Consider the following 23,094-nt stretch of genomic DNA (forward strand, 5'->3'; position numbering starts at 1 on the left):
TCTTATGCGGAATAGCGCTGGAAAATCAGCGTTGCGTTGGTGCCGCCGAAACCGAAGGAGTTGGACAGGACGGTGTCGATCCTGGCGTCGTCGATACGCTTGCGCACGATCGGCATGCCCTCGAATTCCGGATCGAGCTCCTCGATATGGGCGCTCTCGCCGATGAAACCGCCCTGCATCATCAGGATCGAATAGATCGATTCCTGCACGCCGGCCGCGCCCAGCGAATGGCCGGTGAGCGATTTGGTCGAGGTGATGTAAGGCATCTTGTCGCCGAACACCTCGCGGATGGCGCCCATTTCCTTGGAATCGCCGACCGGCGTCGAGGTGCCGTGGGTGTTGATGTAGTCAACCGGCGAAGACACCGTGGCAAGCGCCTGGCGCATGCAGCGGATCGCGCCTTCCCCCGAAGGTGCGACCATGTCGTAGCCGTCGGAAGTCGCGCCGTACCCGACGACCTCGGCGTAGATCTTGGCGCCGCGCGCCTTGGCGTGCTCCAGTTCCTCCAGCACCAGCACGCCGGCGCCGCCGGCGATGACGAAACCGTCGCGGTTGGCGTCATAGGCGCGCGAAGCGGCCGATGCGTTGTCGTTGAACTTCGACGACATGGCGCCCATGGCGTCGAACAGGTCAGACATGGTCCAGTCAAGGTCCTCGTGGCCGCCGGCAAACATCACGTCCTGCTTGCCCCACTGGATGAGCTCATAGGCATTGCCTATGCAATGCGCGGAGGTCGAGCAGGCCGACGAGATCGAATAATTGACGCCGTGGATCTTGAACCATGTGGCCAAGGTGGCCGACGCCGTCGATGACATGGCTTTCGGCACGGCGAACGGGCCGATACGCTTGGGGCTGTTGTTCTTGATCGTGGTTTCGGCCGCTTCGACGATGGTGCGGGTCGAGGGCCCGCCGGAACCCATCACGATGCCGGTCCGCTCATTGGTGATGTCGCCTTCGCTTAAGCCGGCATCGGCGATCGCTTGGTCCATGGCGACGTGATTCCAGGCGGCGCCTTGGCTCAGGAAGCGCATGGCGCGGCGGTCGATCATCGGGGTGGGATCGAGCGTCGGCGCGCCCCAGACCTGGCAGCGGAAGCCGTGTTCGGCGAAGGAATTGGAAAAGCTGATGCCTGATTTTGCATCGTAAAGCGAGCTCTGCACCTCATTGGCATTGTTGCCGATCGAGGACACAATGCCGAGCCCTGTCACTACGACCCGTCTCATTCGCAACTCCTTCCCGCGTATTCGGGCGAAAGACCTAACCGGCTTCGCCCTTGATCATACGCAAACAAACTGACGTGGCATCCGTTGGCTACGCGGGCGCCGTGGCGGAAAACGGTCAGGCGGCCGGCTGCTTGGACAGGCCGACCTTCAGATCCGTAGCCGCATATATGGGTTCGCCATCCGCCTTGAGCCACCCATCGGCGATGCCGAGCACCAGGCGGCCGCGCATCACGCGCTTGAAGTCGATGCCATATTCGACCTTCTTCACCGACGGCGTCACCATGCCCTTGAACTTCACCTCGCCGGTCGAAAGCGCCATGCCCTTGCCCGGTTCGCCCAGCCAGCCGAGATAGAAGCCGGTCAACTGCCACATGGCGTCGAGGCCGAGGCAGCCCGGCATGATCGGGTTGCCGATGAAGTGGCAGGCGAAGAACCACAGGTCCGGCTTGATGTCGAACTCGGCGCGGATGAAGCCCTTGTCGAAAGCGCCGCCGGTCTCGCTGATCTCGGTTATGCGGTCGAACATCAGCATCGGTGGATAGGGCAGTTGGGCATTGCCCGGGCCGAACAGCTCGCCGCGGGCGCAGGCAAGCAGTTCCTCATAATCGTAGCTGGACTTTTGATCCGCCATCAAATTTCTGTCCCCGTGTTCCTTCGCGGGCGGCAGGGCGCCCTTCTCGTTGGTTTCCTAACACACTCTGTTTGCGGCCGGAAACCGGCGTTTGCGCTTAACCCGTGCGCCTGCCCGGGTCAATGCGCGCTATTGATCGCATTCGGACTACAGAATATATGTCGGCTGATGTCCGGTTTTGGCTTTTGACGTCTTTTTGCCATTCTGGACCTGTTGGTGGGCTGGGCAGCAAAGCTTCGACGCGAAGAGATGGATTCGGGCTACAGGAAGGAAAATGTCGCTGTGGACAAGCGGGTTCGCGAAGCCGGCCTGAGGCCGACGCGCCAGCGCATTGCGCTGGCCGACCTGCTTTTCGCCAAGGGCGACCGCCACCTTTCGGCCGAGGAACTGCACGAAGAGGCGATAGCCGCCGGCGTGCCGGTTTCGCTGGCGACGGTCTATAACGCGCTCCACCAGTTCACCCAGGCCGGACTGCTGCGCATCCTGGCGGTCGAAGGCTCGAAAACCTATTTCGACACCAACACCTCCGACCACCATCACTTCTACGTCGAGGGCGAGAACCGGATTTTCGACATCGAGAGCGGACCGGTGACCGTCTCCAACCTGCCGGCGCCTCCGGAAGGCATGGAGATCGCCAATGTGGACATCGTCGTGAGGCTTCGCCCGAAGCGCGGCAACTGATCCGTGGTGATGCGGCCCGTCGATTTGATTGTCCGGTTTGAATGGGCCACCGTCGCTGCATTGGCTATCGTTTGCTATGCGATCTCCGGTTTTTCCTGGTGGCTGTTTGCGCTGCTCATCCTTGCGCCGGACCTGTCGATGCTGGGCTATCTCGCCGGGCCAAGCGTCGGCGCCGTCACCTACAACGCCTTGCATATCCTGATTGCCCCGCTCGTGCTTCTGCTTGCGGGCGCGTTGCTCGCCGGCCCGATGACGACCGCTGTGGCGCTCATCTGGATCGCGCACATCGCCATCGACCGTGCCCTCGGCTACGGCCTCAAGCTGCCCACCGGTTTTCAGGATACGCATCTCGGCCGCATCGGCCGCCAGCAGGACGGTGTGTCCAGTTAGGCTGTGTTGAGATTCAGGTCAGGCCGAGTCGAGAATGGCGGTTTTCGAGAACCGGAGCGGAGCGTACTTAAAGTACGTGAGCACCGGAAGCGCAGAAAGCCGGCATTCGCAGACCGGCCTCACCTGAATCTCGACACAGCCTAGTTCTTGACCTTCTCGCCGGGATAGGCGCCCCACACCTGTGACTGCGCCATCCAGCCGGTGTGACCGTCGAAGGTCATCTCGCACCATTGGCCGTCGCATTTCTTGATCGAGCCGATCACGCCTGGCTCGATGATGGCGATCACACCCGCATCCTTGTCGGGCTCGTCGAGCAGGTTGATTCGCCCGCCCTTGCCGCGCTGCCAGGGCGCGACGATCGCGGTGCGGCGGCCGGAAAGCAGCGACTGGTTGATCCAGCCTTCCGAGCCGTCGGCGTCGCGCACGCGGCGCCATGTATCAAATTCCTGGATGACTTCCATCGGCAGGCCGGCCTTCAGATACATCCAGTTGACGGAATAGTTAGCGCCGGGGCCGACGCGCGAGTTGACCCGGGCCGGCTTGAGGCTGACGAAACGCGGCAGCGGCAGCCCGCTCGGGCCAAGCGTTATGGTTTGCGCCGGCGCGGCCGCGCTTTGCGCGAATGCCTGCGGCGCGCAAAGCAGGGCGCCAAGAATGGCTGCACTGAAGGCCAGGCGAAGCGACGCGAATCCAGACACTTTCGTTCCTTTCGGCGCCGGTCCGTGCGGATGAGCGCCCCTTTTTCTTTGTCTTCGGCGGCACCGCTTGTTACAGGAGTGGACTGATGCCGCGACTGGCTGCAAGTTTCGCCGGTCTTGGTTAAAGAGGTCTCAACGAGATCGGTTTCGAGAGCATGATCCCGAAAAGTGGGAACCGGTTTTCGGAAAAGATCATGCTCCTACAAAGAGTAGGATCAGGATGACGATTCGACGAACGTCATCCTGATCGAAGAAGCTTCGGGGATAAAATGGCAGGCAAAAAACGGCCCCTCGTCGTCATCACGCGCAAGCTGCCCGATCCGGTCGAAACGCGCATGCGCGAGCTGTTCGACGCAAGGCTGAATGTCGAGGACCGGCCGATGACGCAGCCGGAGCTGGTCGCAGCGGTCAAGGAAGCCGATGTGCTGGTTCCCACCATCACCGACCATATCGATGCCGCGCTGATCGCCCAGGCCGGCGAGAACCTCAAGCTGATCGCGAATTTCGGCAACGGCGTCGACAAGATCGACGTCGCGGCGGCCGCCAAGAAAGGCATCACCGTCACCAACACGCCGAACGTGCTCACCGAAGACACCGCCGACATGACCATGGCGCTGATGCTCGCCGTGCCGCGCAGGCTCGCCGAAGGCGCCAATGTGCTGACGGGCGAGAAGAAATGGGCCGGCTGGTCGCCGACCTGGATGCTCGGCCGGCGCATCTGGGGCAAACGTCTCGGCATCGTCGGCATGGGCCGCATCGGCACGGCGGTCGCCAGGCGGGCCAAGGCCTTCGGCCTATCGATTCACTATCACAACCGGCACCGCGTGCTGCCGGCGGTCGAGGAAGAACTGGAGGCGACCTACTGGGAAAGCCTCGACCAGATGCTGGCCCGCATGGACATCATCTCGGTCAACTGCCCCTCGACGCCGGCGACGTTCCACCTTTTGTCCGGCCGTCGGCTCGCGCTGATGCAGCCTTCGGCCTACCTCGTCAACACCGCGCGCGGCGATATCATCGACGAGGAATCGCTGATCAAGCTCATCCATGACGGCAAGATCGCCGGCGCCGGCCTCGACGTCTACGAACATGAGCCGGCGCTGAACAGCAAGCTGTTGAAGCTCGCCGCCAAGGGCAAGGTGGTGCTGTTGCCGCATATGGGCTCGGCCACGCTCGAGGGCCGCATCGACATGGGCGAGAAGGTGATCATCAACATCCGCGCCTTCTTCGATGGCCACCGTCCGCCGGATCGTGTCCTGCCGCTCAGGACCTGAAAAGCTTTAGACGGCGGCGCTCACTGCGCCGTCCGAAGCGACCGTGACGGCGGCTCCGCGGTAGTTGTCGAACGCGCCGCGTTCGAGCCTCACCGCCATCGGCGTTTCCCAGCCCATCTCATGGGCTACGATCAGGCCGAGCAGCAGGATGGCGTCCGGCTCGTGCAGCACCAGGGCGACCGGCGCGCGGCCGTTGTGGACGAGCTCCATCAGCACCGCCGAAGCGGATGACGAGCCGATCGTGCCCGGCAGGAACAGAACCCGACCGGCGATGACTTCGCCATGTTGCGGGTGGCGAACGTCGGCGATACGCCCGGTCCTGGGGTCGACGCCGCCCCAGAAGCTGATCGGCGCCGTCAGCACCAGCGCGTCGCCTTCGCCCGCCTTGCCCGGCACCAGGATTTCGGCCCTCGCGCTCATGCCGCGATATCCGTGAAGACCGGCTTGCCGAGGACCGCGCTTTCGACGCAATCGGCGAGCGAGGCGTAGAGCACCGCATAGCCGGTGTTGCCCGGCGCGTAATGCGCGAACTTGCCCGAATTGGTCATCAAAATACCGCCGGCAAGGTCCGGAATGATCGGCGTCACCACCACGCAGGTGTCGGCGACGACAACGACGCCGCTGGCTTCGAGCCGCTTCCGCCGGCCGTTCTGCTCCAGCAGGGCGAGCGCGTGACGGCCGGTGCAGGCATAGATCGGGACAGAGAGCCGCCGCCCGGCGATCAGCCGTTCCAGGCTGTCGAACTCGGCGTTCGACAGATGCGGGCTGCCGATCGCCACCGCGTCGATGGTCTCGGTCGCTGCCGCGGTCGACAGGCCCGCGCGCGCCGTCGCCACCATGTCGGGTGTCACGCGGATCACCGCTTCCGGCTCCGGCCCGGCCAGAATGGCTTCGGCGTCTGGAGCCTCGGGCGTCACGCCGGCAATGTGGAACAGGCCGACCGCGCCGGACGATGCGGCCGCCGCGCCGAAGGCTTTCAGCGCGTCTTCGCCGGGATTATCCGTCACGCCGGTGACGACGGCGATGGCGTTGCCCACCTCGCGGCCATAGAGGCTGCCCAGCACCGGCCAGGCGATCTCCGAGGCAAGGAAGGACGGCGACAGGCCCGAGACATCGAAAATGAGCCGCGCTCGGCGGTTCTCCGTCCGATGCAGGCCGTAGTCAGGCGCTCTGGCAGTGATGGCGCAGGCAATGTCCAGGAAATCGCCATAGCGGTTGGTGCGCGCGCCCAGTACCGAATTGCAGAAGACGACCGCGTTGGACTCCCCCCAGGCGACGTCGCTGCCGAGCGCGGGCCTGTGTCCGGCCTGGTACGGGGCGCAGGTCCAGCTCTGCTCGCAGCCCAGCTTGCGATAGGCCTCCATCATCCGCCGTGCCATGCCGCGCTGCGGCTCCTCGAGGCGGATGCGCGAGCAACCCATCAGGTCGAGCGCCCCGACATTGAGCGTCGAGCGCACCGCGACCTTCGCACCGCCTTCGACCAGTTTTTCAGCGAACAGCGTGCCGGAATCGCCGTGATACAGAGCGCCATCGATATGCGTGGAGACGATCGGGATCAGTCGCGGCGCGCCGAGCAGGCGAGCGCTTTCGGCGACGATGCGCATCGCCATGCCCACGCCGTCCCGGCCGGCGGCGATCGCCCGTTCTTCCGGGCTGAGGACCAGGCTCAAGACAGCACCTTGCGCATGGTGATGGAGGTCGGCCTGTCATAGCCCGCATGCGCCGTGCGCTCGGTCTCGCGGAAGCCGAGCTGGGTGAAGGCTGCATGGTTTGCGGTCAGTTCGATACGGGTCTGAAGCTCGATGGCGTCCATGCCGCGCTTGCGGGCAAGATCCTCCACCGCCCGCATCAGCCGGGTTCCGATGCCTTGGCCCTGCAGCCGTGGCTCGACCGCGAGCTTGCCAACATAGAAGTCCCGCGCCCGTTCCAGGGCGAAGACGCAGCCGACGATGCGGCCGTTCTCGACGGCCAGAAACCCCGTCTCCCGCTTCGCCTTCGCGGCAAGCGCCTCGGCGGTCAAAAGATGCGCCGAGGAGGGCGGGTCGATGACGCCGTCCATATAGGCGAAGGCGCGCCGGATCAGCGCGAGCAGATCGTCCCACCGATCGAAATCCGCTGGAAGGCCGGTTATGGAGATGCCGACGTTCTGGTCCATGCGCTCAGACGGCCTTGTAGCGGATGGTGTCGAAGCGGGCCGTGAGCCCGTCATAGAGCAGCAGCCGGCCGATCAGCGGCTCGCCTATGCCAGCGATCAGCTTGATCGCCTCCATCGCCTCCAGCGTGCCGATGACGCCCGTCAGCGCGCCGACGATGCCGGCGACGGCGCAGGACGGCACCAGCCCTTCGGGCGGGGCTTCCGGAAACAGGTCGCGATAGCTTGGATTGCGCTTGCCGTCGGCGCCAGCCTCGAACGGCTTCAGCACCGTCACCGAGCCGTCGAAGCGCCCGACGGCCGCCGTGACGAGGGGTTTCTTCTCGCCCGCGCAGGCATCGGCGACGGCGTAGCGCGTTTCAAAATTGTCGGAGCCGTCGACGACGATATCGTAGCGGGCGACGAGGGCAGGGGCATTCTCCTCCGTCAACCTCAGGCGGTGCGATTCCACCGTGACGTTGGGATTGATGCGCATGATCGCTTCCCGTGCGCTGTCGGTCTTGGCCATGCCGACCCTGTCGCTGCCATGGATCACCTGCCGTTGCAGGTTGGACAAGGAGACGGTGTCGTCATCGACGACGCCGAGCGTGCCGACGCCGGCGGCGGCAAGATATTCGAGCACCGGCGCGCCGAGCCCGCCGGCACCGATCACCAGCACCCGTGCCCGTTTCAGCTTCTGCTGGCCCGGCCCGCCGATCTCCGGCAGCACGATATGGCGAGCGTAGCGTTCGAGCTCTTCGTCGGTGAGGGCGGCGTCGGTCATGGCTGGACCATATCGCCGTGGCGAGGCCTTGTCAGTAAGCGCAAGGCGCGGCCTTGTCGCATATACGCAGGTGCAGAACTCGCTTCAAAGGTCAGCCGGTCGGCTCGACGTTGCCGTGATCGACGGTCAGGAACTGCGCGCGGCCGGCAAGGCTGGAGAATAGGGCGGCATCGGTGCCGGTCATGAAGGCCTGGCAGTTCAGCTCTTCCAGGATGGAAAACAGCGCCGCGCGCCGGCCCGCGTCGAGATGCGCGGCGATCTCGTCCAGCAGAAGGATCGGCGTCAGGCCCGACATCTCGCCGGTCAGCCTGGCATGCGACAGCACGATGCCGACCAGCAGCGCCTTCTGCTCGCCGGTCGAACAAAGCTCGGCCGGCATCGACTTCGGCCGGTGCCGCACCACGAGATCGGAACGATGCGGGCCGTCCAGCGTGCGGCCGGCGGCACGATCGCGCTCGCGGCCATTGGCAAGCGCGCGGCGGAAGCGCTCCTCGACATCGACGGCCGGCGCGGCGGCGACCTCGCTCTCCAGGTCGCCGGCAAGGCTGATGTCAGCCTGCGGAAACGGTCCGCTGCCAGGCAATCTGTCGATCATGGCGGCAAGCAGCCTTATCAGCTCGGCCCGCGCCGCGGCGATCGCCACCCCGGTCTCGGCCATCTGCGTCTCGATCGCGTCGAACCAGGCGCCGTCGCGGGAGCCTTCGGTAAGCAAGCGGTTACGGCCGCGCATGGCTTTCTCATAGTCGAGCGCGCGCTGGCCATGCCCGGGATCGATCGCCAGCACCAGCCGGTCGAGGAAGCGGCGGCGGTCCGCCGCCGGCCCTCGAAACAGCCCGTCCATCGCCGGCGTCAGCCACACGACCCGCAGCCATTCCAGCATATCCTCGGCCGATCGCGCCGGCGCGCCGTTGATCCGTACCTTCCTGCCGCCTTCGCCGGCGGCGTCTCCGCCGGAAATTCCGGTGCCGATCTCGACCTGGCCTCCCGGCCCCTCAATGCGCGCATGCAAGGCGAAGCCGCCATCGCCGCCTTCGCGCGCCACATCGCCATAGGGCGCGCGGCGCAGGCCGCGGCCGGGCGTCAGGAACGAGATCGCTTCCAAGAGATTGGTCTTGCCGGCGCCATTGTCGCCTGACAGCACCACCGCGCCGGGCGCGAGCTCGAGCGACAGCGTCGCGTAATTGCGAAAATTCGTAAGTATAAGCTTACTTACATAGCTCTGCTGCCGAAGCTGTTTCGCATCCGAGTTCACGGCGACACATCAGGTCCGTCAGAGCAATTCCAGGAAAAGTGCACAGCGGTTTTCCGTCCGGAATTGCGAAAGACAAAGGCGCAATTCCGGGAAAAGTGCACAGCGGTTTTCCGTCCGGAATTGCGTCAAGGTGACTGAGCCTAGACCCGCATCGGCATCAGCACGTAGAGCGCGGTCTCGTCGGCCATGTCGTGGATCAGCGTCGGCGAGCCGGCATCGGCCAGCATGAATTTCGCCTCCGTGCCGGTGAGCTGGGCCGCGACGTCGAGCAGATATTTGGCGTTGAAGCCGATCTCGATCGGGTCCGACGAGTAGTCGGCCGCCAGTTCCTCGGTGGCGCTGCCCGAATCCGGATTGTTGACTGCGAGCGTCACCTGGCCGTCATTGATCGAAAGCTTCACCGCCCGGCCGCGTTCGGAGGAAATGGTCGAAACGCGGTCTACCGCCGCAGCGAAGCTCTGCCGGTCGATGATCAGCTTCTTGTCGTTGCCGGTCGGAATGACGCGCTGATAATCGGGGAAGGTGCCGTCGATCAGCTTCGAGGTCAAAACGACGCTGCCGATGGTAAAGCGGATCTTGGTGTCCGACAGCTCCGTGGTCACCGCCACGTCGGGATCGTCGACCAGCTTCTGCAGCTCGCTCACCGTCTTGCGCGGAATGATGATGCCGGGCATGCCTTCGGAGCCTGCCGGCGCGTCGATCTCGGCCCGCGCCAGGCGGTGCCCGTCGGTCGCCACCGAGCGCAGCTTCAATTTGCCGCCGACCTCATGCGTGTGCAGGAAGATGCCGTTGAGATAATAGCGCGTCTCTTCGGTGGAGATGGCGAATTGCGTCTTGTCGATCAGCCCTTTGAGCGCCGCCGATTCCAGCCGGAAGATATGCGAGAACGAACCGGCCGAAAGCTCCGGGAAGTCGGATTGCGGCAGGCACTGCAGGCGGAAGCTCGAACGACCGGAGGTGACGGTCATCGCGTTGCCGTCCTCGTCCGTCTTCAGCATCACCTCCGCGCCGTCGGAAAGCTTGCGCACGATGTCGTAGAGCAGATGCGCCGGCACCGTCGTCGCGCCGCCGCGCTCGACTTTGGCGGGCGTCGCCTCCGTCACTTCGAGGTCGAGGTCGGTCGCCTTCATCTCGAGGCTGGCGCCCTCGGCGCTGAGCAGCACGTTGGACAGGATCGGTATGGTGTTGCGCCGCTCGACCACGCGGTGGACGTGGTTGAGGGACTTCAAGAGATTTGACCGTTCCAGGATAACACGCATGACGAAACAGGCTCGCTTCAAGAATGAACAGGTCACCGGCAGGCGGCATCCCGTGAAAGCTCTGAAAGGCTTCCAGAATCTCCGTAAGCTGACAGTAAAAAGCCTGCAAAGGCAAGCCCGCGGCGCCGGTTCCGACCGGCGGCGCGGGCTTTCTGGGGATAAAGCCGGCGAAGCGTGCCGCCGGCTGTTTGTGCGCTCCTTCAGGCCTGGTCGTTGATCAGCCTTCTGAGCAGTTCCAGTTCCTGCGCCAGCGTGTTGTCCCCGCCCGAAAGGTCCTCGATCTTACGCACGGCATGCAGCACGGTCGTGTGGTCGCGGCCGCCGAACCGCCGCCCGATCTCCGGCAATGAGCGCGGTGTCATCACCTTCGACAGATACATCGCCACTTGCCGCGGCTTGACGATCGTGCGCGTGCGCCTATTGGATAGAAGCTCGGTCTTCGACACGTTGTAGTGGCGCGCCACGATGCGCTGGATGTCCTCGATGCGCACCCGCTTCGGCTCGCCGGAGCGGTAGATGTGGCCGAGGATCTCGTCGATGCGGTCGATGGTGATCTGCGGCTCGAAGGACTGGCGGAACAGAAGCTGGTTGAAGGCGCCTTCGAGCTCGCGCCCGCTGCCGGTCACCGTGCGCGCGACATGCTCCAGGATCTCGTCCGAGATATCGAGCGAGGTGTCATCGGTCTTGGTGCTGGCGCGGCGCAGTTTCAGCATGCCGAGCCGCATGGCGAAATCCGGCGCCGACATTTCCAGCGCCACGCCGCCATTGAGGCGCGAACGCACGCGCGGCTCCAGCGATTCCAGTTCCGAGGGCGGCCGGTCGGCCGCGACCACCACCTGCTTGGCGCTGTCGAGCAGCATGTTGATGAGATGGCAGAATTCGTGCTGGATCGACTTGCCCTGCAAGAACTGCATGTCGTCGATGATCAAGAGATCGATATCGCGCAGCTGCTCCTTCAGCGTCAGCGCGTTGTTGTCGCGGATCGCGGTGGCGAAGCGCCACATGAAATATTCCGCCGTCAGGTAGACGACGCGCGACTTCGGGTTTTGCCGCAGCGATTCCGCGGCGATCGCTTGCAGGAGGTGCGTCTTCCCGAGCCCGACGGTCGCGTGCAGGAAAAGCGGGTTGAAACGTACCGCGCTGGACTGCGATTCCGCCACCGCCCTGGCCGCTGCGAAGGCCACCCTGTTCGACGGCCCTTCGATGAAGGAGGAGAATGTGTAACGCGGGTCAAGCGGCGACCCCAGCACATTGTGGCGGAACTCCGGTTCCGCTGACACGCCCTGGCGGGGCGCCGGCGCCCGTTGCTCCACACGCCCGGCGCTCGCAGTGCCGTTGGCAAGCGCGGTATGCGTCTGCTTGGTCATCTTGCGCGCCGGCGCGATCTCGGGCTCGACAGGATTGCGCCCCTGGCGCGTTGCGGTGCGCACGACGATCTCGATCTTGAGGACGTCGGCATCCTCATGCCGCCACAGCTCCGCGATAAGCTCGAGGTAATGGCCGTTGATCCAGGACCGCAGGAAGGCTGTAGGCACGGAGATGCGAACGACGCCGCGGGAAGCCTCGGCGACCTTCATGCGACCGAACCAGCTCGAATAGACCTCGGCTCCAAGACGCGCCTTCAGCTGGGCCTTGACCCGTTCGAACTTCTGTTCCGCGTCGCTGGATACCGCCACGTCGCCCCCTCCGACAAAAGTTGCTGGAAATGGGAGCTCGCCCGCTATCTCCCTTTCAATGCCGCTCTGCATGATCAAAGTCCCTTTGTCTTCTCGTACCCTTTTTCCGCCGGGGATGCGCCTCCTGCATCCTTGGTCCGGCGACCCTCATTCAGCCGCGATGCCATTGCCGCCGCCGGCAACGATCGTCGCAACTCGCGCAAGGGACCAGCTGCCGGCTCCGCACGCCGGCCTCCGACAAAAACAAGTCAATACCTCACCCTCCGGCGAAAACGCCGGCGAGACATCGACTGCCATGTACAATTACGCCAGTCCCCTACCCGCACCGAAGAGACAAACCAAGCCGTACGCGGAATTGCTCCACGTCATGAATTCCGCCATTTTGTGCTGGCCGATTCAGGCTGGGTCAGGGGCTAGAGCCCGTCCCTTCGATGGATGGACATTACCGAAATCGCTGTGGATAGGGCAAGGCCACATCTAACGGTTTTTTAACGAATCTGGTTACCGGACGGGGCTTGAAATCGGGAGCTGCGCCGGCACGTTTTGACAAAGCCATTGTGATTCAAACCCTTTTCCGGCGAATATGAAAAAGGCGGCCCGAAACGAAATAATCTGAAATAATTGTCTTGACAGCTACTTCTCCCCCGTCGCTCGACCTTGAGCTGAACAAGCTGTGGACGACCGGCTGTAAGTCTTTGAAAAAACTTCGGATTTTTTGCCAGGCAAATTTAGGCAGTTGCCGCGGGGAGGGCGTTCCGCTGTCAGCGGCGTTGAATATGCCGGCAAAACATTACTGGCGTTGGAATCACGTCGCGAGCGTTGCTCTCGAGCAATTTTTTTAAGTACTTGCCGGCAAACGAAAAAAACCCGGTCTATGCGACCGGGTTCAACATCGATGGAGTAAGGATTAAGTCGGTCAGGCCGACAGCGTCTTAACCCGCTGGGCCAGCCGCGAAACCTTGCGGGAAGCCGTGTTCTTGTGAACGACGCCCTTGGTGGCGGCGCGCATCAATTCCGGCTCCGCCGCCTTGAAGGCTGCCACCGCCGCGGCCTTGTCGCCGGCGGCCAGCGCCTCTTCGACCTGGCGCACATAGGTGCGGACACGCGAGCGACGGTTCTTGTTGATCGCCGCGCGGCGGGCGATCTTGCGCGTTGCCTTTTTGGCCGAAGACGTGTTGGCCATGATGCCTCTCTTCCGATCTGGTGGGCGCCAGCGGGTGCCGCAGGGCGCAAAAAACAAACGGGCAGCCACAGGCCGCCTCGGTTGGTGCGGCTTATAGTTCAGCTTTTCCGGCGCGTCAACGCCACTTGGCGGTCTTTTTGGAGACTGAAAGCGCGTCACGTCATGACCCGCCTTCAGACATTGGGCAAGGTGCCCTAGAGCCGGATGATTTCAGGTCGAGCCGACCTGAAATCTGAATCCGGCTCTAAATCAAAGAGAGAGCATGATGTCGTCCGAAAACCGCTCCACACTTTTCGGCATCATGCTCTAGCGGTTGGTGAAATTCGGCTTCCGCTTCTCCACAAACGCGGCCATGCCTTCCTTCTGATCGTCGAGCGCGAACAGCGAATGGAACAGGCGGCGCTCGAAGCGCAGCCCTTCGGCGAGCGTCGTCTCGTAAGCGCGGTTGACCGCCTCCTTGGTCATCATGACCGACGGCAGCGAGAACTCGGCGATCTTGGCCGCCGCCTTCAGCGCCTCCTCGGCGAGCTCGGCGACCGGCACCACCCGCGAGACCAGTCCGCTGCGCTCGGCTTCGGCGGCGTCCATCATCCGCCCGGTCAGGCACATGTCCATCGCCTTCGACTTGCCGACGAATCGGGTCAGCCGCTGCGAGCCGCCCATGCCCGGCATGACGCCGAGCGTGATTTCGGGCTGGCCGAACTTGGCGTTGTCGCCGGCGATGATGAAATCGCACATCATGGCCAATTCGCAGCCGCCGCCGAGCGCATAGCCCGCGACCGCCGCGATGATGGGCTTGCGCGTGCGCGTGAGTTCCTCCCAGCCGACGAAGAAGTCCTGCGTGTAGGCGTCGGCGAAGGACATCGCCTGCATTTCCTTGATGTCGGCGCCGGCGGCAAACGCCTTCTCCGACCCTGTAAGCACCATCGCGCCGATCTCGGGATCGGCATCGAACGCGCTCGCCGCCGCCACGACCTCCGCAAGGACCTGCGAATTCAGTGCATTGAGCGCCTTGGGCCGGTTCAGCGTGATCAGCCCGACCTTGCCGCGTGTTTCCACGATAACGGTTTCATAGGCCATGGTTCGCTTCCTTCCGCGGCAGTGGGACGATCGATACGTTCCTAGCTTACCGCTGACAGGTCCGGCAATAGAAGGTCGAGCGGCCGCTTTGCACGATGCGCTCGATGTGGCCGCGGCAGCCCGGCTTCGGGCATGGTTCCCCCTCGCGATCGTAGACTGCGAAGGAATGCTGGAAATAGCCGAGCGATCCGTCGGCCTGGACATAGTCGCGCAGCGAGGAGCCGCCGGCGGCGATCGCATCGGCGATGACCGAGCGGATCGCTTCGGCAAGGCGCGCGCTTTGCTCTTTCGCCTTCTTGGCCGACCCGGCGATGGTGCCGGCTTCGCGCAGCGGCGAGAGGCCGGCGCGCCACAAGGCCTCAGCCACGTATATATTGCCGAGTCCGGCGATCAGCCGCTGGTCGAGCAGGGCTGCCTTGAGCGGCGATCTGCGACCCTTCAACAGCGAGGCGAGCAGGGGACCGTCGAGCGCGTTGCCAGTTGGCTCGATGCCGAGCCCTGCCAGCATCGGATGCGTGTCCGGCGCTCCTTCGGCAAACAGCATGAAGCCGAAGCGGCGCGGGTCGTTGAAGATGACGCGGGAGCGCTCGTCCCTCGGAGAGACGACGTCGAACACGACATGGTCGTGCGCCGCGCTTTTCGAGCGGTCGTGGTGGAAGGCGCCGGGGACGTCGCTGCTTTCCGCGGCTTCGATCCGGAACGACCCCGACATGCCGAGATGGCAGATGAGAACCGGACCGTTTTCGATATGCATCGTCAGGTATTTGGCGCGCCGGCCAAGCGCCGTCACGGTCTTGCCGGCAAGCCGTTCCGAAAAGCGTTCGGGGAAAGGAAAGCGAAGGTCGGCCCTGCGCGCCCTGACCTCGACGAGCCGCGCCCCTTCCAGGACCGGCTGCAGACCGCGCCGGACGGTCTCGACTTCGGGCAGCTCAGGCATGGCCGCCGATCATCGCAAGGAACGATGTTCCGTGGCGACCGGCAGCCAGGCCGAGGTGGTCCGCGACGGTCTCGCCGATATCGGCGAAGGTCGGCCTGAGCCCGATGTCGCCACCCGTCAGTCCCGGCCCGATACCGATCACCGGAATGCGTTCGCGCGTATGGTCGGTGCCGCGCCATGTCGGATCGTTGCCATGATCGGCCGTGAGGATGAGCAGGTCGCCAGGCCTTATCCGCGACAGCGCCTCCGGCAGCCGGCGGTCGAACGCTTCGAGCGCTCCGGCATAGCCGGCGACGTCGCGCCGGTGACCGAACTCGGTATCGAAATCGACAAAATTGGCGAAGACCAGGTCGCCGTCGCCGGCATCGTTCATCGCGCCGAGCGCCTTGTCGAACATTGCCATGTTGCCGCCGGCCTTGCGCACTTCCGAAATGCCGCGATGAGCGAAGATGTCGCCAATCTTGCCGACGGCGATGACCTTGTTGCCGCGCCCGGTCAGCCGGTCGAGCAGGGTCGGCTCCGGCGGCGGCACCGCATAATCACGGCGATTGTGGGTGCGCTGGAACGTGGCCGGCGTCTCGCCCACGAATGGCCGAGCGATCACCCGCCCGATCTTGAGCGGCTCGACCAGCCGACGCACCGTGAGGCAAAGCTCATAAAGCCGCTCCAGGCCGAAATGCGTCTCATGCGCGGCGATCTGCAGCACGGAATCGACCGACGTGTAGCAGATCGGCTTGCCGGTGCGGATATGCTCTTGGCCGAGCCGCTCGATGATCTCGGTTCCGGGTGCATGGCAGTTGCCGAGGATACCCGGCAGCTTGCCCTCGCGGATGATGGCGTCGGTCAGTTCGGCCGGAAAGGCGGGCACCGTATCGGGGAAATAGCCCCAGTCGAAACGCACCGGCAGGCCGGCGATCTCCCAGTGGCCGGAAGGCGTGTCCTTGCCGCTCGACACTTCCTGTGCGGCTCCATGAAAGGCCGAGGCGACCGGCGGCGCGTCGATACCGGTTTTCAGTCCCGTCGCGGTTTGCGCCGCCCGGCCAAGTCCGAGCGACATCATGTTGGGCACGGCGAGCGGCCCTTTGCGCAAACCTTGCCGATCGGCACGACCATCGGCGCAAGCCTGAAAAATATGCCTGAACGTGTCGGCGCCGTTATCGCCATAGCGTTCGGCGTCGGCCGCGCCGCCGATGCCGAAAGAATCGAGAACGAACAGGAACGCGCGCGCCATGGGTATCTTTGTTGTCAGCCTTGATCGCCAGACATAAGGTTCCCCGGCGGCGTTGGCAAATCGGAAACCAAACCGCAACGGCTTGGCGCCATAGTTGCGGCGAGGCGCGGATGCGGGGCGGGAGCGTGGCAGGTATGGCAAGGCGCGGCAAAACCGCGACAAGGCAAGCCGTGAAGATGTGCGCGGCCGCTCTCGCGGCCTTAGGTGCCGCCTCCTCGCCGGCACGCGCCGACTGGCGTGGCGACATCGGCACGTTCCGCATCGGCATCGTTGCCGAACCAGGCGGCGGCAACACCGTCCCGGGGCTCGCGCGCCTGACCGACGCCTATGCCAATGCGCTCGGCATGACGGTCGAGTTCGTCGTTGCGCGCGACTACGCGGCGCTGATCGAGGCGCAGGCGAGCGGGCGCGTGCAATATGCGATCTATTCCGCTCTCGCCTATGCCACGGCCTCGGAGCGCTGCGGCTGCGTCGAGCCGCTGGTGGCGCCGGTCGATACCGACGGCGCCGTCGGCATCCGTTCCGTCCTGGTGACGCGCGACGGCCGGCTTGCGGACCTTGCCGCCATGGCTTCGCACCGGATCGCGATAGCGCCGGCCGAAAACGTCGGCGGCGCGCTGCTGCCGCTGACGGCGCTGCCGGCTGAAGGCGTCAACATCACCCGGGGTTCGCCCTTCCTGGCGCGCGCCGCTTCAGCCACTGCGGCCGAGACGATGCTCGCCGGCGGCGAAGCGGACGCCCTGTTCGGCTGGGAACCAGCCGATGCCGACGGCCGATCCACCCGTTCCGGGGGCACCGTCGCGCGGCTGGAGGCTGCCGGCGTCCCAGAGGCGTCGCTTCGGGTGTTGTGGACCTCGGGCCTCTTGCGCTACGGGCCGCACGCCGTCCGCAACGATATCGATCCCGAGGCAAAGCGCCGGCTGACGGTCTTCCTGACCAATCTCAAGTCCCAGACGCCCGACATATACGATCTGCTGGAGGCCGCGCATACCGGTGGCTTTGTGCCGGCGGCGTCCAAGGACTACGCTATGGCCACGGCCATTGTGCGGCAGGCGTCCGACGGCCGGGACTGACCGTCAGCAGTCGCTGCAGGGGATCGTTGGGCTCCGGCGAGGCCGGAGATAATAAGTCTCGCTCATATTTATGTGGCTGAAGGTCGACAACAGTCCAAGCGCCTTCTGCTGGTTGTTGTTCTCGCTCCAGGCGATGACGGGCACATAGCCGAGGTCGCTTTCCACGCGGACCAGGAAAGTGTTGCGGATTTTTAGCGTCGAAGGGACGGTCGTGGTGTCGCCGGGACTGGCATCGACGCTGTAGGTGTTGCCCACCAGCTTGCGCGACCACGCCACCTTCACTGTCGGCGACGCCTCGTCGGATATCTGTATGCCGGTGATGATGATCGTTGGACTTGAGCGATTGTAGGGCCGAAGCGTCGATATGCCGATCTTCATCATTGCATCGAGGTTAGCCTTCACGACGGCCTGCTGCTGCGTGACGAGGTCCGCAACCATGCTGCCGATGCGGCTGACCTTCTTGCCGGTCTCGATGGCCTGCGAGGCCTCCATCGTGATGAAATACATGATCAGGAGCACCGGCACGATGAACGCGAACTCGATCGCCGCGATGCCGCGGCGATCGCGGCAAAACCGCTTCACCTTCGCCGAAATGCCCCGGAGTGCCCCCGCACTATGCATATCGTCCTCCACGCCGCGGCTTAGCCGTCGAGCAGTCTCAATTGTCGTCGAACGGTTCGTTCTGCCAGGTCACCGATGCGAAATGCAGCGTTTTCTTGTCCTTCAGATTTGCCATCGACTGGGCCAGGAAATCGGTCATCACCGGCCATTTGTAGAACACCCGCAGCATGTTGATGGACTCTGCCAATCCGGGCGAGACGGTTGGGGTCGTCGAGTTCGTCCCCTGTGTAAGCACGATATCTCCATCCACAATCTTGAAGCCCGCCGTGGCGGCGTCGGCGAAACTCGGATATTCGCGCAGATCCACCAGCAATCCCGGGCAGTCCTTGGCCACCATGATCTCAAGCCTGCTGCAGATCAGCTGCTTGATGGAGGCTTCGGTGACGTTCGACTTCTGCAACTGCCCGGTCCGCAGCTGGCGGGCCACGTCGTCGGTGACGTTGGCCATCACCTCCTGGCCGGCGAAAGAAATGCAGCTCTCGAGGATGGCGAAGACGAGAAGCGCGAACGGGATGGCCAGCATCGCGAATTCCATCGCCGTGCTGCCGCGCCTGTCGCTGAAGAAGCCGGGGCGCGATCTGGCGCGCGCCCTGTTGTCCATGCCGTTGCCGGATATGGCATCCTTGCTCATATTGCGTTCCTGCCGATCCCCTTTGCGGTACCGGCGGCAGGGTTAGCGATAACCCATTGAGTTCCGGTTTTGATGATCGTTAAATTCGTCGGGCAAGCTTTAAGCCGTCTTTAATGCCCGTGGGTTCTCGCCCTCGCAGGGCTCAGTGCCCGGCGCTCATTTCGGCTTCGGAAGTTTTCTCGGCCTCGCTCTTGAATGCGCTCTCGCAATAGGGCGTGCAGGACATGGTCTGGACTTCGGCGCGTCGGTAGATGCGCACCGAGGAGGCGGCTTGTCGCACGACGGTCACCTGTTCGTCGATGATCGGGCTGCCTTCCGAGTCGAGCACGACCAGATTGGTGACACCGAAGCCCTTGCCGGTGAGAACGATGGTCGAGGCGTCCTGCACGGAGGCGTCGGCGATTGCCGGATTGCCGATGACGACCGTATCGGCCCCGCGTGACAATTTGACGATCTTGGCCTGGTTCATGGTGACTTCTATACCCGCGCCGGCGCTGGCCGGCATGACCAAGGCAGCAGTTGCCAGCAGCGCGGCGACTGGAAACAGCGATCTCGACAAGGTCATTGAAGCGCTCCGGCAGGCAGATTCTTCAACGGAACATGAACGAGATTGGTGAAGTAACGGTTAAACCGGGCCCGCCATGATTAAGGATCGCCTGCATGATGCGCCATGCGTCCATGGCGCTTACTGTTTTAGGAATATTGCACAAGCGCCGGTTTCTCGGGAACTCGGACCTCTGGCGATGTTTAGGCCACGGTTAACCACGCAGTGCGTTCGCCATCGGAAAGGAATCGGTAAGGCTGTTTATTAAGCCGATCGAAACGGCTTCTCCCTAGATTTGCGCCATCCGATCAACCCGGAAGAGAAGTTGACGGTAGTGCTGTAACACGTGGAGTAGGAGCTCTCGAATGTCTAATCTCATCGCACGTTTCGTGAAGGACGAATCCGGCGCGACCGCCATCGAATACGGTCTGATCGCCGCTCTCATCGCGCTTGCCATCATGGTTGGTGCTACCCAGCTCGGCGGCGCGCTGAACGCCAAGTTCGCCAACATCGCCGCCACCCTCAACGGCGCCACTGCTCCGTAATAAGGCTGCGTATCGCGCCTTTTCGACAGAAAGAAAAAGGGCCGCCGGCTGGCGGCCCTTTTTTATGCAGTCGGCCGATTTGATCGTCCGGCCTCATCGATCGTTAATCCAGCGCGTCTAGGATGACGCTGAAAACATGCCACAGGCAGGCCGCATCCATGCTTGAAGCCGTGATCTTCGTCGTTTTTCCTTTCTGCATGCTGTTTGCTGCGATCTCGGACACGCTGTCGATGACGATCGCCAACCGCGTTCCCGTGCTGTTGGTGGCGACATTCGCGCTTGTTGCGCCACTCGCCGGTATGGACTGGGCAACCTATGGCTGGCATTTCGCCGCCGGCGCCCTCGTGCTTGCCACGACCTTCGGCCTTTTTGCGCTCGGCGGCATGGGCGGCGGCGACGCCAAGCTTCTGGCCGCGACCGCTCTGTGGATGGGCCTCAACATCAACCTGGTCGGCTATCTGGTGACGTCGGCTTTCATCGGCGGCCTGCTTACCCTCGCAATCCTTGCCTACCGGAAATCGCCGCTCGTCACGTACACCGGCCACAGCCGATTTCTGCGCCATTTCGCGGACGAGAATGTTGGCATCCCATATGGCATCGCGCTTGGCGCCGGCGGACTGATCACTTTCCCGGATTCGCCGCTGATGGTCTGGGCGCTGGAGAGGCTCACAACATAGGCCCGGCGATCTCGATGTCGGCGATCCCAGGGCGCCTTTTATCAGATCGGAAGGCGGCCCCGGCCGCTTTTTTCTGTTAACGGCACACTGTTCAATCCAATTTGAGTAAACCTTAAATTAATCACGATCGTAAGCATTACATTAACCTTGTTTTGACGATTGCAGCTGCAAAGTCCGGCCTGGCGAGGTGGTTGCCATGAGGCGAAGGGTTTCGGACGAATGCCAGCATCCCGATTGATTATTCTGGGCGTGGCTGCGGTCGCGGCGGGTGGCGCGGGCTACGTGGCGAAGAACATGGTCGTAGCGCCGCCGCCTCAGGTCATTGTCGATGCGCCCAAGCAGCCGGCGATCGCATTGCAGGACGTGCTGGTGCTTTCCGGTGACGTGTCAATGGGCAGCCAGCTCGGCAACAACATCAGCTGGGAAGAATGGCCGGCCGATGGCGTTAACGCCAATTTCATCACGCGCGCCGCCGAGCCTGACGCGATCGAAAAGCTCAAGGGCTCGGTCGCCCGCGTAGCCATGTATACCGGCGAGCCGTTGCGACGCTCCAAGCTGGTCGGCGAGGGGCAGAGCTTCATGTCGTCGATCCTGCCTTCCGGCATGCGCGCCGTCGCCACCGCGATATCGGCCGACACGTCCGCCGGCGGGTTCATCCTGCCCAACGACTTCGTCGACGTCATCATGACCCGCCGCGCCGACACCGGCAACGGCGGCAGCGGGTTCAACACCGAGACGATCCTCAAGAACATCCGCGTGCTGGCCATCGACCAGACCATCCAGGAAGACGAGGAAGGTAAGAAGACCAGGGTCGGCCAGACCGCGACGCTGGAGCTGACGCCGCAGCAGGCGGAAATCATCACAGTGGCGCAGCAGATGGCCGACCGCCTGACGCTGGCGCTGCGCCCGATCACCGACATCCATGAAAAGAATACGGGCGAGGCCGACTATCTGGTCAACGGCAACGGCCGACGCGGAACCGTGCGGCTGATCAAGTCCGGCGAGGTTTCCGAGGTGGGAGCAAGGAAATGAGGCTGAACGGTAAACTGCTGCCCTTCCTGGCCGCCGCGGCGATCGCTATTTTCCTGCTCGGCGCCGGCGCCCCGGGAACGGTCGAAGCCAAAGCCGCGGGCGCCGGCGTGTCGGCTTCCGTCGCCACGCAGCGCGTCAAGCTCGGCCTCAACAAATCCGTTGTCATCGACTTGCCGAGCGACGCCTATGATATCCTCGTCGCCAATCCGGCGGTTGCCGATGCCGTGACGCGCACCGCGCGGCGCATCTACCTGTTCGGCAAGACGGTCGGCGAGACCAACATCTTCGTCTTCGGCCCCAATGGCGAGCAGATCGTCAGCCTGGATCTGGCCGTCGAGCGCGACGTCGCAGGTCTGGAAGACTATCTCAAGCGCTTCATCCCGTCCTCGCAGATCAAGGTCGAGCTTCTCAATGACAACGTCGTCCTGACGGGCATGGTCGACACGCCGCTCGATTCCAAGCGTGCCGTCGACCTGGCCACCATCTTCGTGTCCGGCGGTGAAGCGACGACGGGCCAATATTCGCAGACCGCCGCCGGCGGCTCGGTCAATGGCGGCGTCGACATCAACAATCCCGACCAGGAGCGCCGGACCTCCAAGATCGTCAACCTCTTGCAGATCATCGGCGACGACCAGGTGACGCTCAAGGTGACCGTCGCCGAAGTCAGCCGCTCGGTGATGAAGCAGCTCGGCGTCAACATGTTTGGCAGCGGCGAGAGCAACGGCATCAGCTGGATGTCGACAGGCGACAACCCGATGGGGCTCGGCAAGCCCCTCAGCAATTCGGGATTTAACATCGGCTCGTCCTCGCTGCAGGCCTATGTCAACGCCATGGAACAGTCGGGGGTGATGAAGACGCTAGCCGAGCCGACTTTGACGGCAGTTTCAGGCGAGAAAGCCACGTTCAGGGTTGGCGGCGAGTATAATATTGTCTCCAGCCAGGCCATTACCGATCCTGACATCACCAAAGGCATTCCTGCGAAGCTGACGTACCAACTCGACAAGGTCGATTACGGCATCGGACTGGAATTTCAACCGGTCGTCCTGTCCGCCGGTCGCATCAGCCTGAAAGTCCGGACGGCGGTTTCCGAGCCGACGACAGAAGGCTCCGCCGCATTTTCGACCGGCTCAAAGAACGTTCCCGCCGCAAACATTCTCTCTATTCGCAAGCGTCTCGCCGACACCACCGTCGAGCTCCCTTCGGGCGGCTCGATGATGATCGCAGGCCTTGTCCGCGACGATGTTCGCCAGGCTATCAGCCAATTCCCTGGCTTGGGCAAGATCCCCGTCCTCGGCACGCTGTTCCGCAGCCGGGATTTTGTGCGCAACGAGAGCGAGCTCATCATCATCATCACGCCCTATCTGACGCGGCCGGTGGCGCGCAACGATCTCGCCAAGCCGGACGACAACTTCAACGCGGCAAGCGACGGCGCCGGCATGTTCCTCGGCCGCGTCAACCGCGTCTACGGCACCATGCAGACCGACAGGCCGGCCGGCCGCTACCACGGCGTCGTGGGCTTCATCTACAAATGAGTGGGAATGCGG

General features: G+C 63.6%; 26 protein-coding genes. 9 read left to right on the forward strand and 17 right to left on the reverse strand.

Annotated features, from left to right (window positions below):
* Positions 1-2 precede the first annotated feature (2 nt).
* Positions 3-1,223, reverse strand: a complete 1,221-nt coding sequence (fabB, locus tag LB526_RS27505) for a beta-ketoacyl-ACP synthase I (RefSeq protein ID WP_224630421.1) — start codon at positions 1,221-1,223, stop codon at positions 3-5.
* Positions 1,224-1,338: 115 nt separating this feature from the next.
* On the reverse strand, positions 1,339-1,854 hold the full coding sequence (gene fabA / locus LB526_RS27510) for a 3-hydroxyacyl-[acyl-carrier-protein] dehydratase FabA (protein WP_140845655.1): 516 nt from the start codon (positions 1,852-1,854) through the stop codon (positions 1,339-1,341).
* Between the two features lie 249 nt (positions 1,855-2,103).
* Between fabA and irrA the strand changes: the two genes are divergently transcribed.
* Entirely contained in the window at positions 2,104-2,535 is a 432-nt protein-coding gene (gene irrA, locus LB526_RS27515; RefSeq protein WP_095766194.1) for an iron response transcriptional regulator IrrA, read from the forward strand.
* Between the two features lie 9 nt (positions 2,536-2,544).
* Positions 2,545-2,925: a DUF4260 domain-containing protein gene (locus LB526_RS27520; RefSeq protein ID WP_224630422.1), complete on the forward strand. Its 381-nt coding sequence runs from the start codon at positions 2,545-2,547 to the stop codon at positions 2,923-2,925.
* A gap of 140 nt (positions 2,926-3,065) precedes the next feature.
* On the opposite strand, the gene LB526_RS27525 is transcribed toward LB526_RS27520, so the two are convergent.
* On the reverse strand, positions 3,066-3,623 hold the full coding sequence (locus LB526_RS27525) for an SH3 domain-containing protein (RefSeq protein WP_095765950.1): 558 nt from the start codon (positions 3,621-3,623) through the stop codon (positions 3,066-3,068).
* Between the two features lie 269 nt (positions 3,624-3,892).
* On the opposite strand from LB526_RS27525, the gene LB526_RS27530 reads away from it, so the two are divergent.
* Positions 3,893-4,894 (forward strand): 2-hydroxyacid dehydrogenase, encoded by a 1,002-nt coding sequence (locus tag LB526_RS27530; protein ID WP_095765949.1) that lies wholly within the window; start codon positions 3,893-3,895, stop codon positions 4,892-4,894.
* Between the two features lie 6 nt (positions 4,895-4,900).
* Here LB526_RS27530 and LB526_RS27535 read toward each other — a convergent pair whose 3' ends face one another.
* The 6 genes from LB526_RS27535 to dnaN form a co-directional block, all read right to left on the reverse strand.
* Positions 4,901-5,314, reverse strand: coding sequence for an aconitase X swivel domain-containing protein (locus tag LB526_RS27535; protein ID WP_224630423.1), 414 nt, complete (start codon positions 5,312-5,314; stop codon positions 4,901-4,903).
* Positions 5,311-6,564 carry an aconitase X gene (locus LB526_RS27540; RefSeq protein WP_224630424.1) on the reverse strand — a complete coding sequence of 418 codons (1,254 nt, stop codon included), beginning with the start codon at positions 6,562-6,564 and terminating at the stop codon, positions 5,311-5,313. The genes LB526_RS27535 and LB526_RS27540 overlap by 4 nt, the downstream gene beginning before the upstream one ends.
* Positions 6,561-7,049: a GNAT family N-acetyltransferase gene (locus LB526_RS27545; protein ID WP_224630425.1), complete on the reverse strand. Its 489-nt coding sequence runs from the start codon at positions 7,047-7,049 to the stop codon at positions 6,561-6,563. The genes LB526_RS27540 and LB526_RS27545 overlap by 4 nt, the downstream gene beginning before the upstream one ends.
* Positions 7,050-7,053: 4 nt before the next feature.
* The gene (locus LB526_RS27550; protein WP_224630426.1) at positions 7,054-7,809 is read right to left on the reverse strand and encodes a molybdopterin-synthase adenylyltransferase MoeB; all 756 of its coding nucleotides are present in this window, start codon (positions 7,807-7,809) and stop codon (positions 7,054-7,056) included.
* Between the two features lie 91 nt (positions 7,810-7,900).
* Positions 7,901-9,061, reverse strand: a complete 1,161-nt coding sequence (recF, locus tag LB526_RS27555) for a DNA replication/repair protein RecF (RefSeq protein WP_224630427.1) — start codon at positions 9,059-9,061, stop codon at positions 7,901-7,903.
* Between the two features lie 140 nt (positions 9,062-9,201).
* Entirely contained in the window at positions 9,202-10,320 is a 1,119-nt protein-coding gene (gene dnaN / locus LB526_RS27560; RefSeq protein WP_095765942.1) for a DNA polymerase III subunit beta, read from the reverse strand.
* Here dnaN and LB526_RS27565 point away from each other — a divergent pair.
* Positions 10,319-10,537 carry a hypothetical protein gene (locus LB526_RS27565; RefSeq protein ID WP_224603038.1) on the forward strand — a complete coding sequence of 73 codons (219 nt, stop codon included), beginning with the start codon at positions 10,319-10,321 and terminating at the stop codon, positions 10,535-10,537. The two genes, dnaN and LB526_RS27565, sit on opposite strands and share 2 nt — an antisense overlap.
* Here LB526_RS27565 and dnaA read toward each other — a convergent pair.
* From dnaA to LB526_RS27590, 5 genes are all read right to left on the reverse strand, one after another.
* Entirely contained in the window at positions 10,521-12,068 is a 1,548-nt protein-coding gene (gene dnaA, locus LB526_RS27570; protein WP_095765941.1) for a chromosomal replication initiator protein DnaA, read from the reverse strand. The genes LB526_RS27565 and dnaA overlap by 17 nt on opposite strands.
* Before the next feature lie 844 nt (positions 12,069-12,912).
* Positions 12,913-13,179 carry a 30S ribosomal protein S20 gene (rpsT, locus tag LB526_RS27575; RefSeq protein WP_095765940.1) on the reverse strand — a complete coding sequence of 89 codons (267 nt, stop codon included), beginning with the start codon at positions 13,177-13,179 and terminating at the stop codon, positions 12,913-12,915.
* Between the two features lie 306 nt (positions 13,180-13,485).
* The gene (locus LB526_RS27580) at positions 13,486-14,259 is read right to left on the reverse strand and encodes an enoyl-CoA hydratase (protein WP_224630428.1); all 774 of its coding nucleotides are present in this window, start codon (positions 14,257-14,259) and stop codon (positions 13,486-13,488) included.
* A gap of 46 nt (positions 14,260-14,305) precedes the next feature.
* On the reverse strand, positions 14,306-15,196 hold the full coding sequence (gene mutM, locus LB526_RS27585) for a bifunctional DNA-formamidopyrimidine glycosylase/DNA-(apurinic or apyrimidinic site) lyase (protein WP_224630429.1): 891 nt from the start codon (positions 15,194-15,196) through the stop codon (positions 14,306-14,308).
* Positions 15,189-16,427, reverse strand: a complete 1,239-nt coding sequence (locus LB526_RS27590; RefSeq protein ID WP_224630430.1) for a phosphopentomutase — start codon at positions 16,425-16,427, stop codon at positions 15,189-15,191. Before LB526_RS27590 ends, mutM begins: the two co-directional genes overlap by 8 nt.
* 134 nt (positions 16,428-16,561) lie before the next feature.
* Here LB526_RS27590 and LB526_RS27595 point away from each other — a divergent pair, with 134 nt between their 5' ends.
* Complete coding sequence (locus LB526_RS27595; protein ID WP_224630431.1) at positions 16,562-17,500, forward strand: phosphate/phosphite/phosphonate ABC transporter substrate-binding protein; 939 nt, start codon at positions 16,562-16,564, stop codon at positions 17,498-17,500.
* 3 nt (positions 17,501-17,503) lie between these two features.
* Here LB526_RS27595 and LB526_RS27600 read toward each other — a convergent pair whose 3' ends face one another.
* From LB526_RS27600 to LB526_RS27610, 3 genes are all read right to left on the reverse strand, one after another.
* Positions 17,504-18,121 (reverse strand): TadE/TadG family type IV pilus assembly protein, encoded by a 618-nt coding sequence (locus LB526_RS27600; RefSeq protein WP_095766193.1) that lies wholly within the window; start codon positions 18,119-18,121, stop codon positions 17,504-17,506.
* Between the two features lie 37 nt (positions 18,122-18,158).
* The gene (locus LB526_RS27605) at positions 18,159-18,722 is read right to left on the reverse strand and encodes a TadE/TadG family type IV pilus assembly protein (protein ID WP_224548784.1); all 564 of its coding nucleotides are present in this window, start codon (positions 18,720-18,722) and stop codon (positions 18,159-18,161) included.
* 172 nt (positions 18,723-18,894) lie between these two features.
* The gene (locus LB526_RS27610) at positions 18,895-19,317 is read right to left on the reverse strand and encodes a pilus assembly protein N-terminal domain-containing protein (RefSeq protein ID WP_095765934.1); all 423 of its coding nucleotides are present in this window, start codon (positions 19,315-19,317) and stop codon (positions 18,895-18,897) included.
* A 344-nt stretch (positions 19,318-19,661) separates the two neighbouring features.
* Between LB526_RS27610 and LB526_RS27615 the strand changes: the two genes are divergently transcribed.
* The 4 genes from LB526_RS27615 to LB526_RS27630 all read left to right on the forward strand — a co-directional run bounded on the left by LB526_RS27615 (position 19,662) and on the right by LB526_RS27630 (position 23,082).
* Positions 19,662-19,841, forward strand: a complete 180-nt coding sequence (locus LB526_RS27615; RefSeq protein WP_095765933.1) for a Flp family type IVb pilin — start codon at positions 19,662-19,664, stop codon at positions 19,839-19,841.
* Between the two features lie 158 nt (positions 19,842-19,999).
* Positions 20,000-20,518: a prepilin peptidase gene (locus LB526_RS27620; RefSeq protein ID WP_095765932.1), complete on the forward strand. Its 519-nt coding sequence runs from the start codon at positions 20,000-20,002 to the stop codon at positions 20,516-20,518.
* 219 nt (positions 20,519-20,737) lie between these two features.
* On the forward strand, positions 20,738-21,550 hold the full coding sequence (cpaB, locus tag LB526_RS27625; protein ID WP_224523395.1) for a Flp pilus assembly protein CpaB: 813 nt from the start codon (positions 20,738-20,740) through the stop codon (positions 21,548-21,550).
* The gene (locus LB526_RS27630) at positions 21,547-23,082 is read left to right on the forward strand and encodes a type II and III secretion system protein family protein (RefSeq protein ID WP_224603029.1); all 1,536 of its coding nucleotides are present in this window, start codon (positions 21,547-21,549) and stop codon (positions 23,080-23,082) included. Before cpaB ends, LB526_RS27630 begins: the two co-directional genes overlap by 4 nt.
* Positions 23,083-23,094 lie beyond the last annotated feature (12 nt).

The sequence above is a fragment of the Mesorhizobium sp. CA6 genome (assembly GCF_020165035.1).
Taxonomy (GTDB): domain Bacteria; phylum Pseudomonadota; class Alphaproteobacteria; order Rhizobiales; family Rhizobiaceae; genus Mesorhizobium.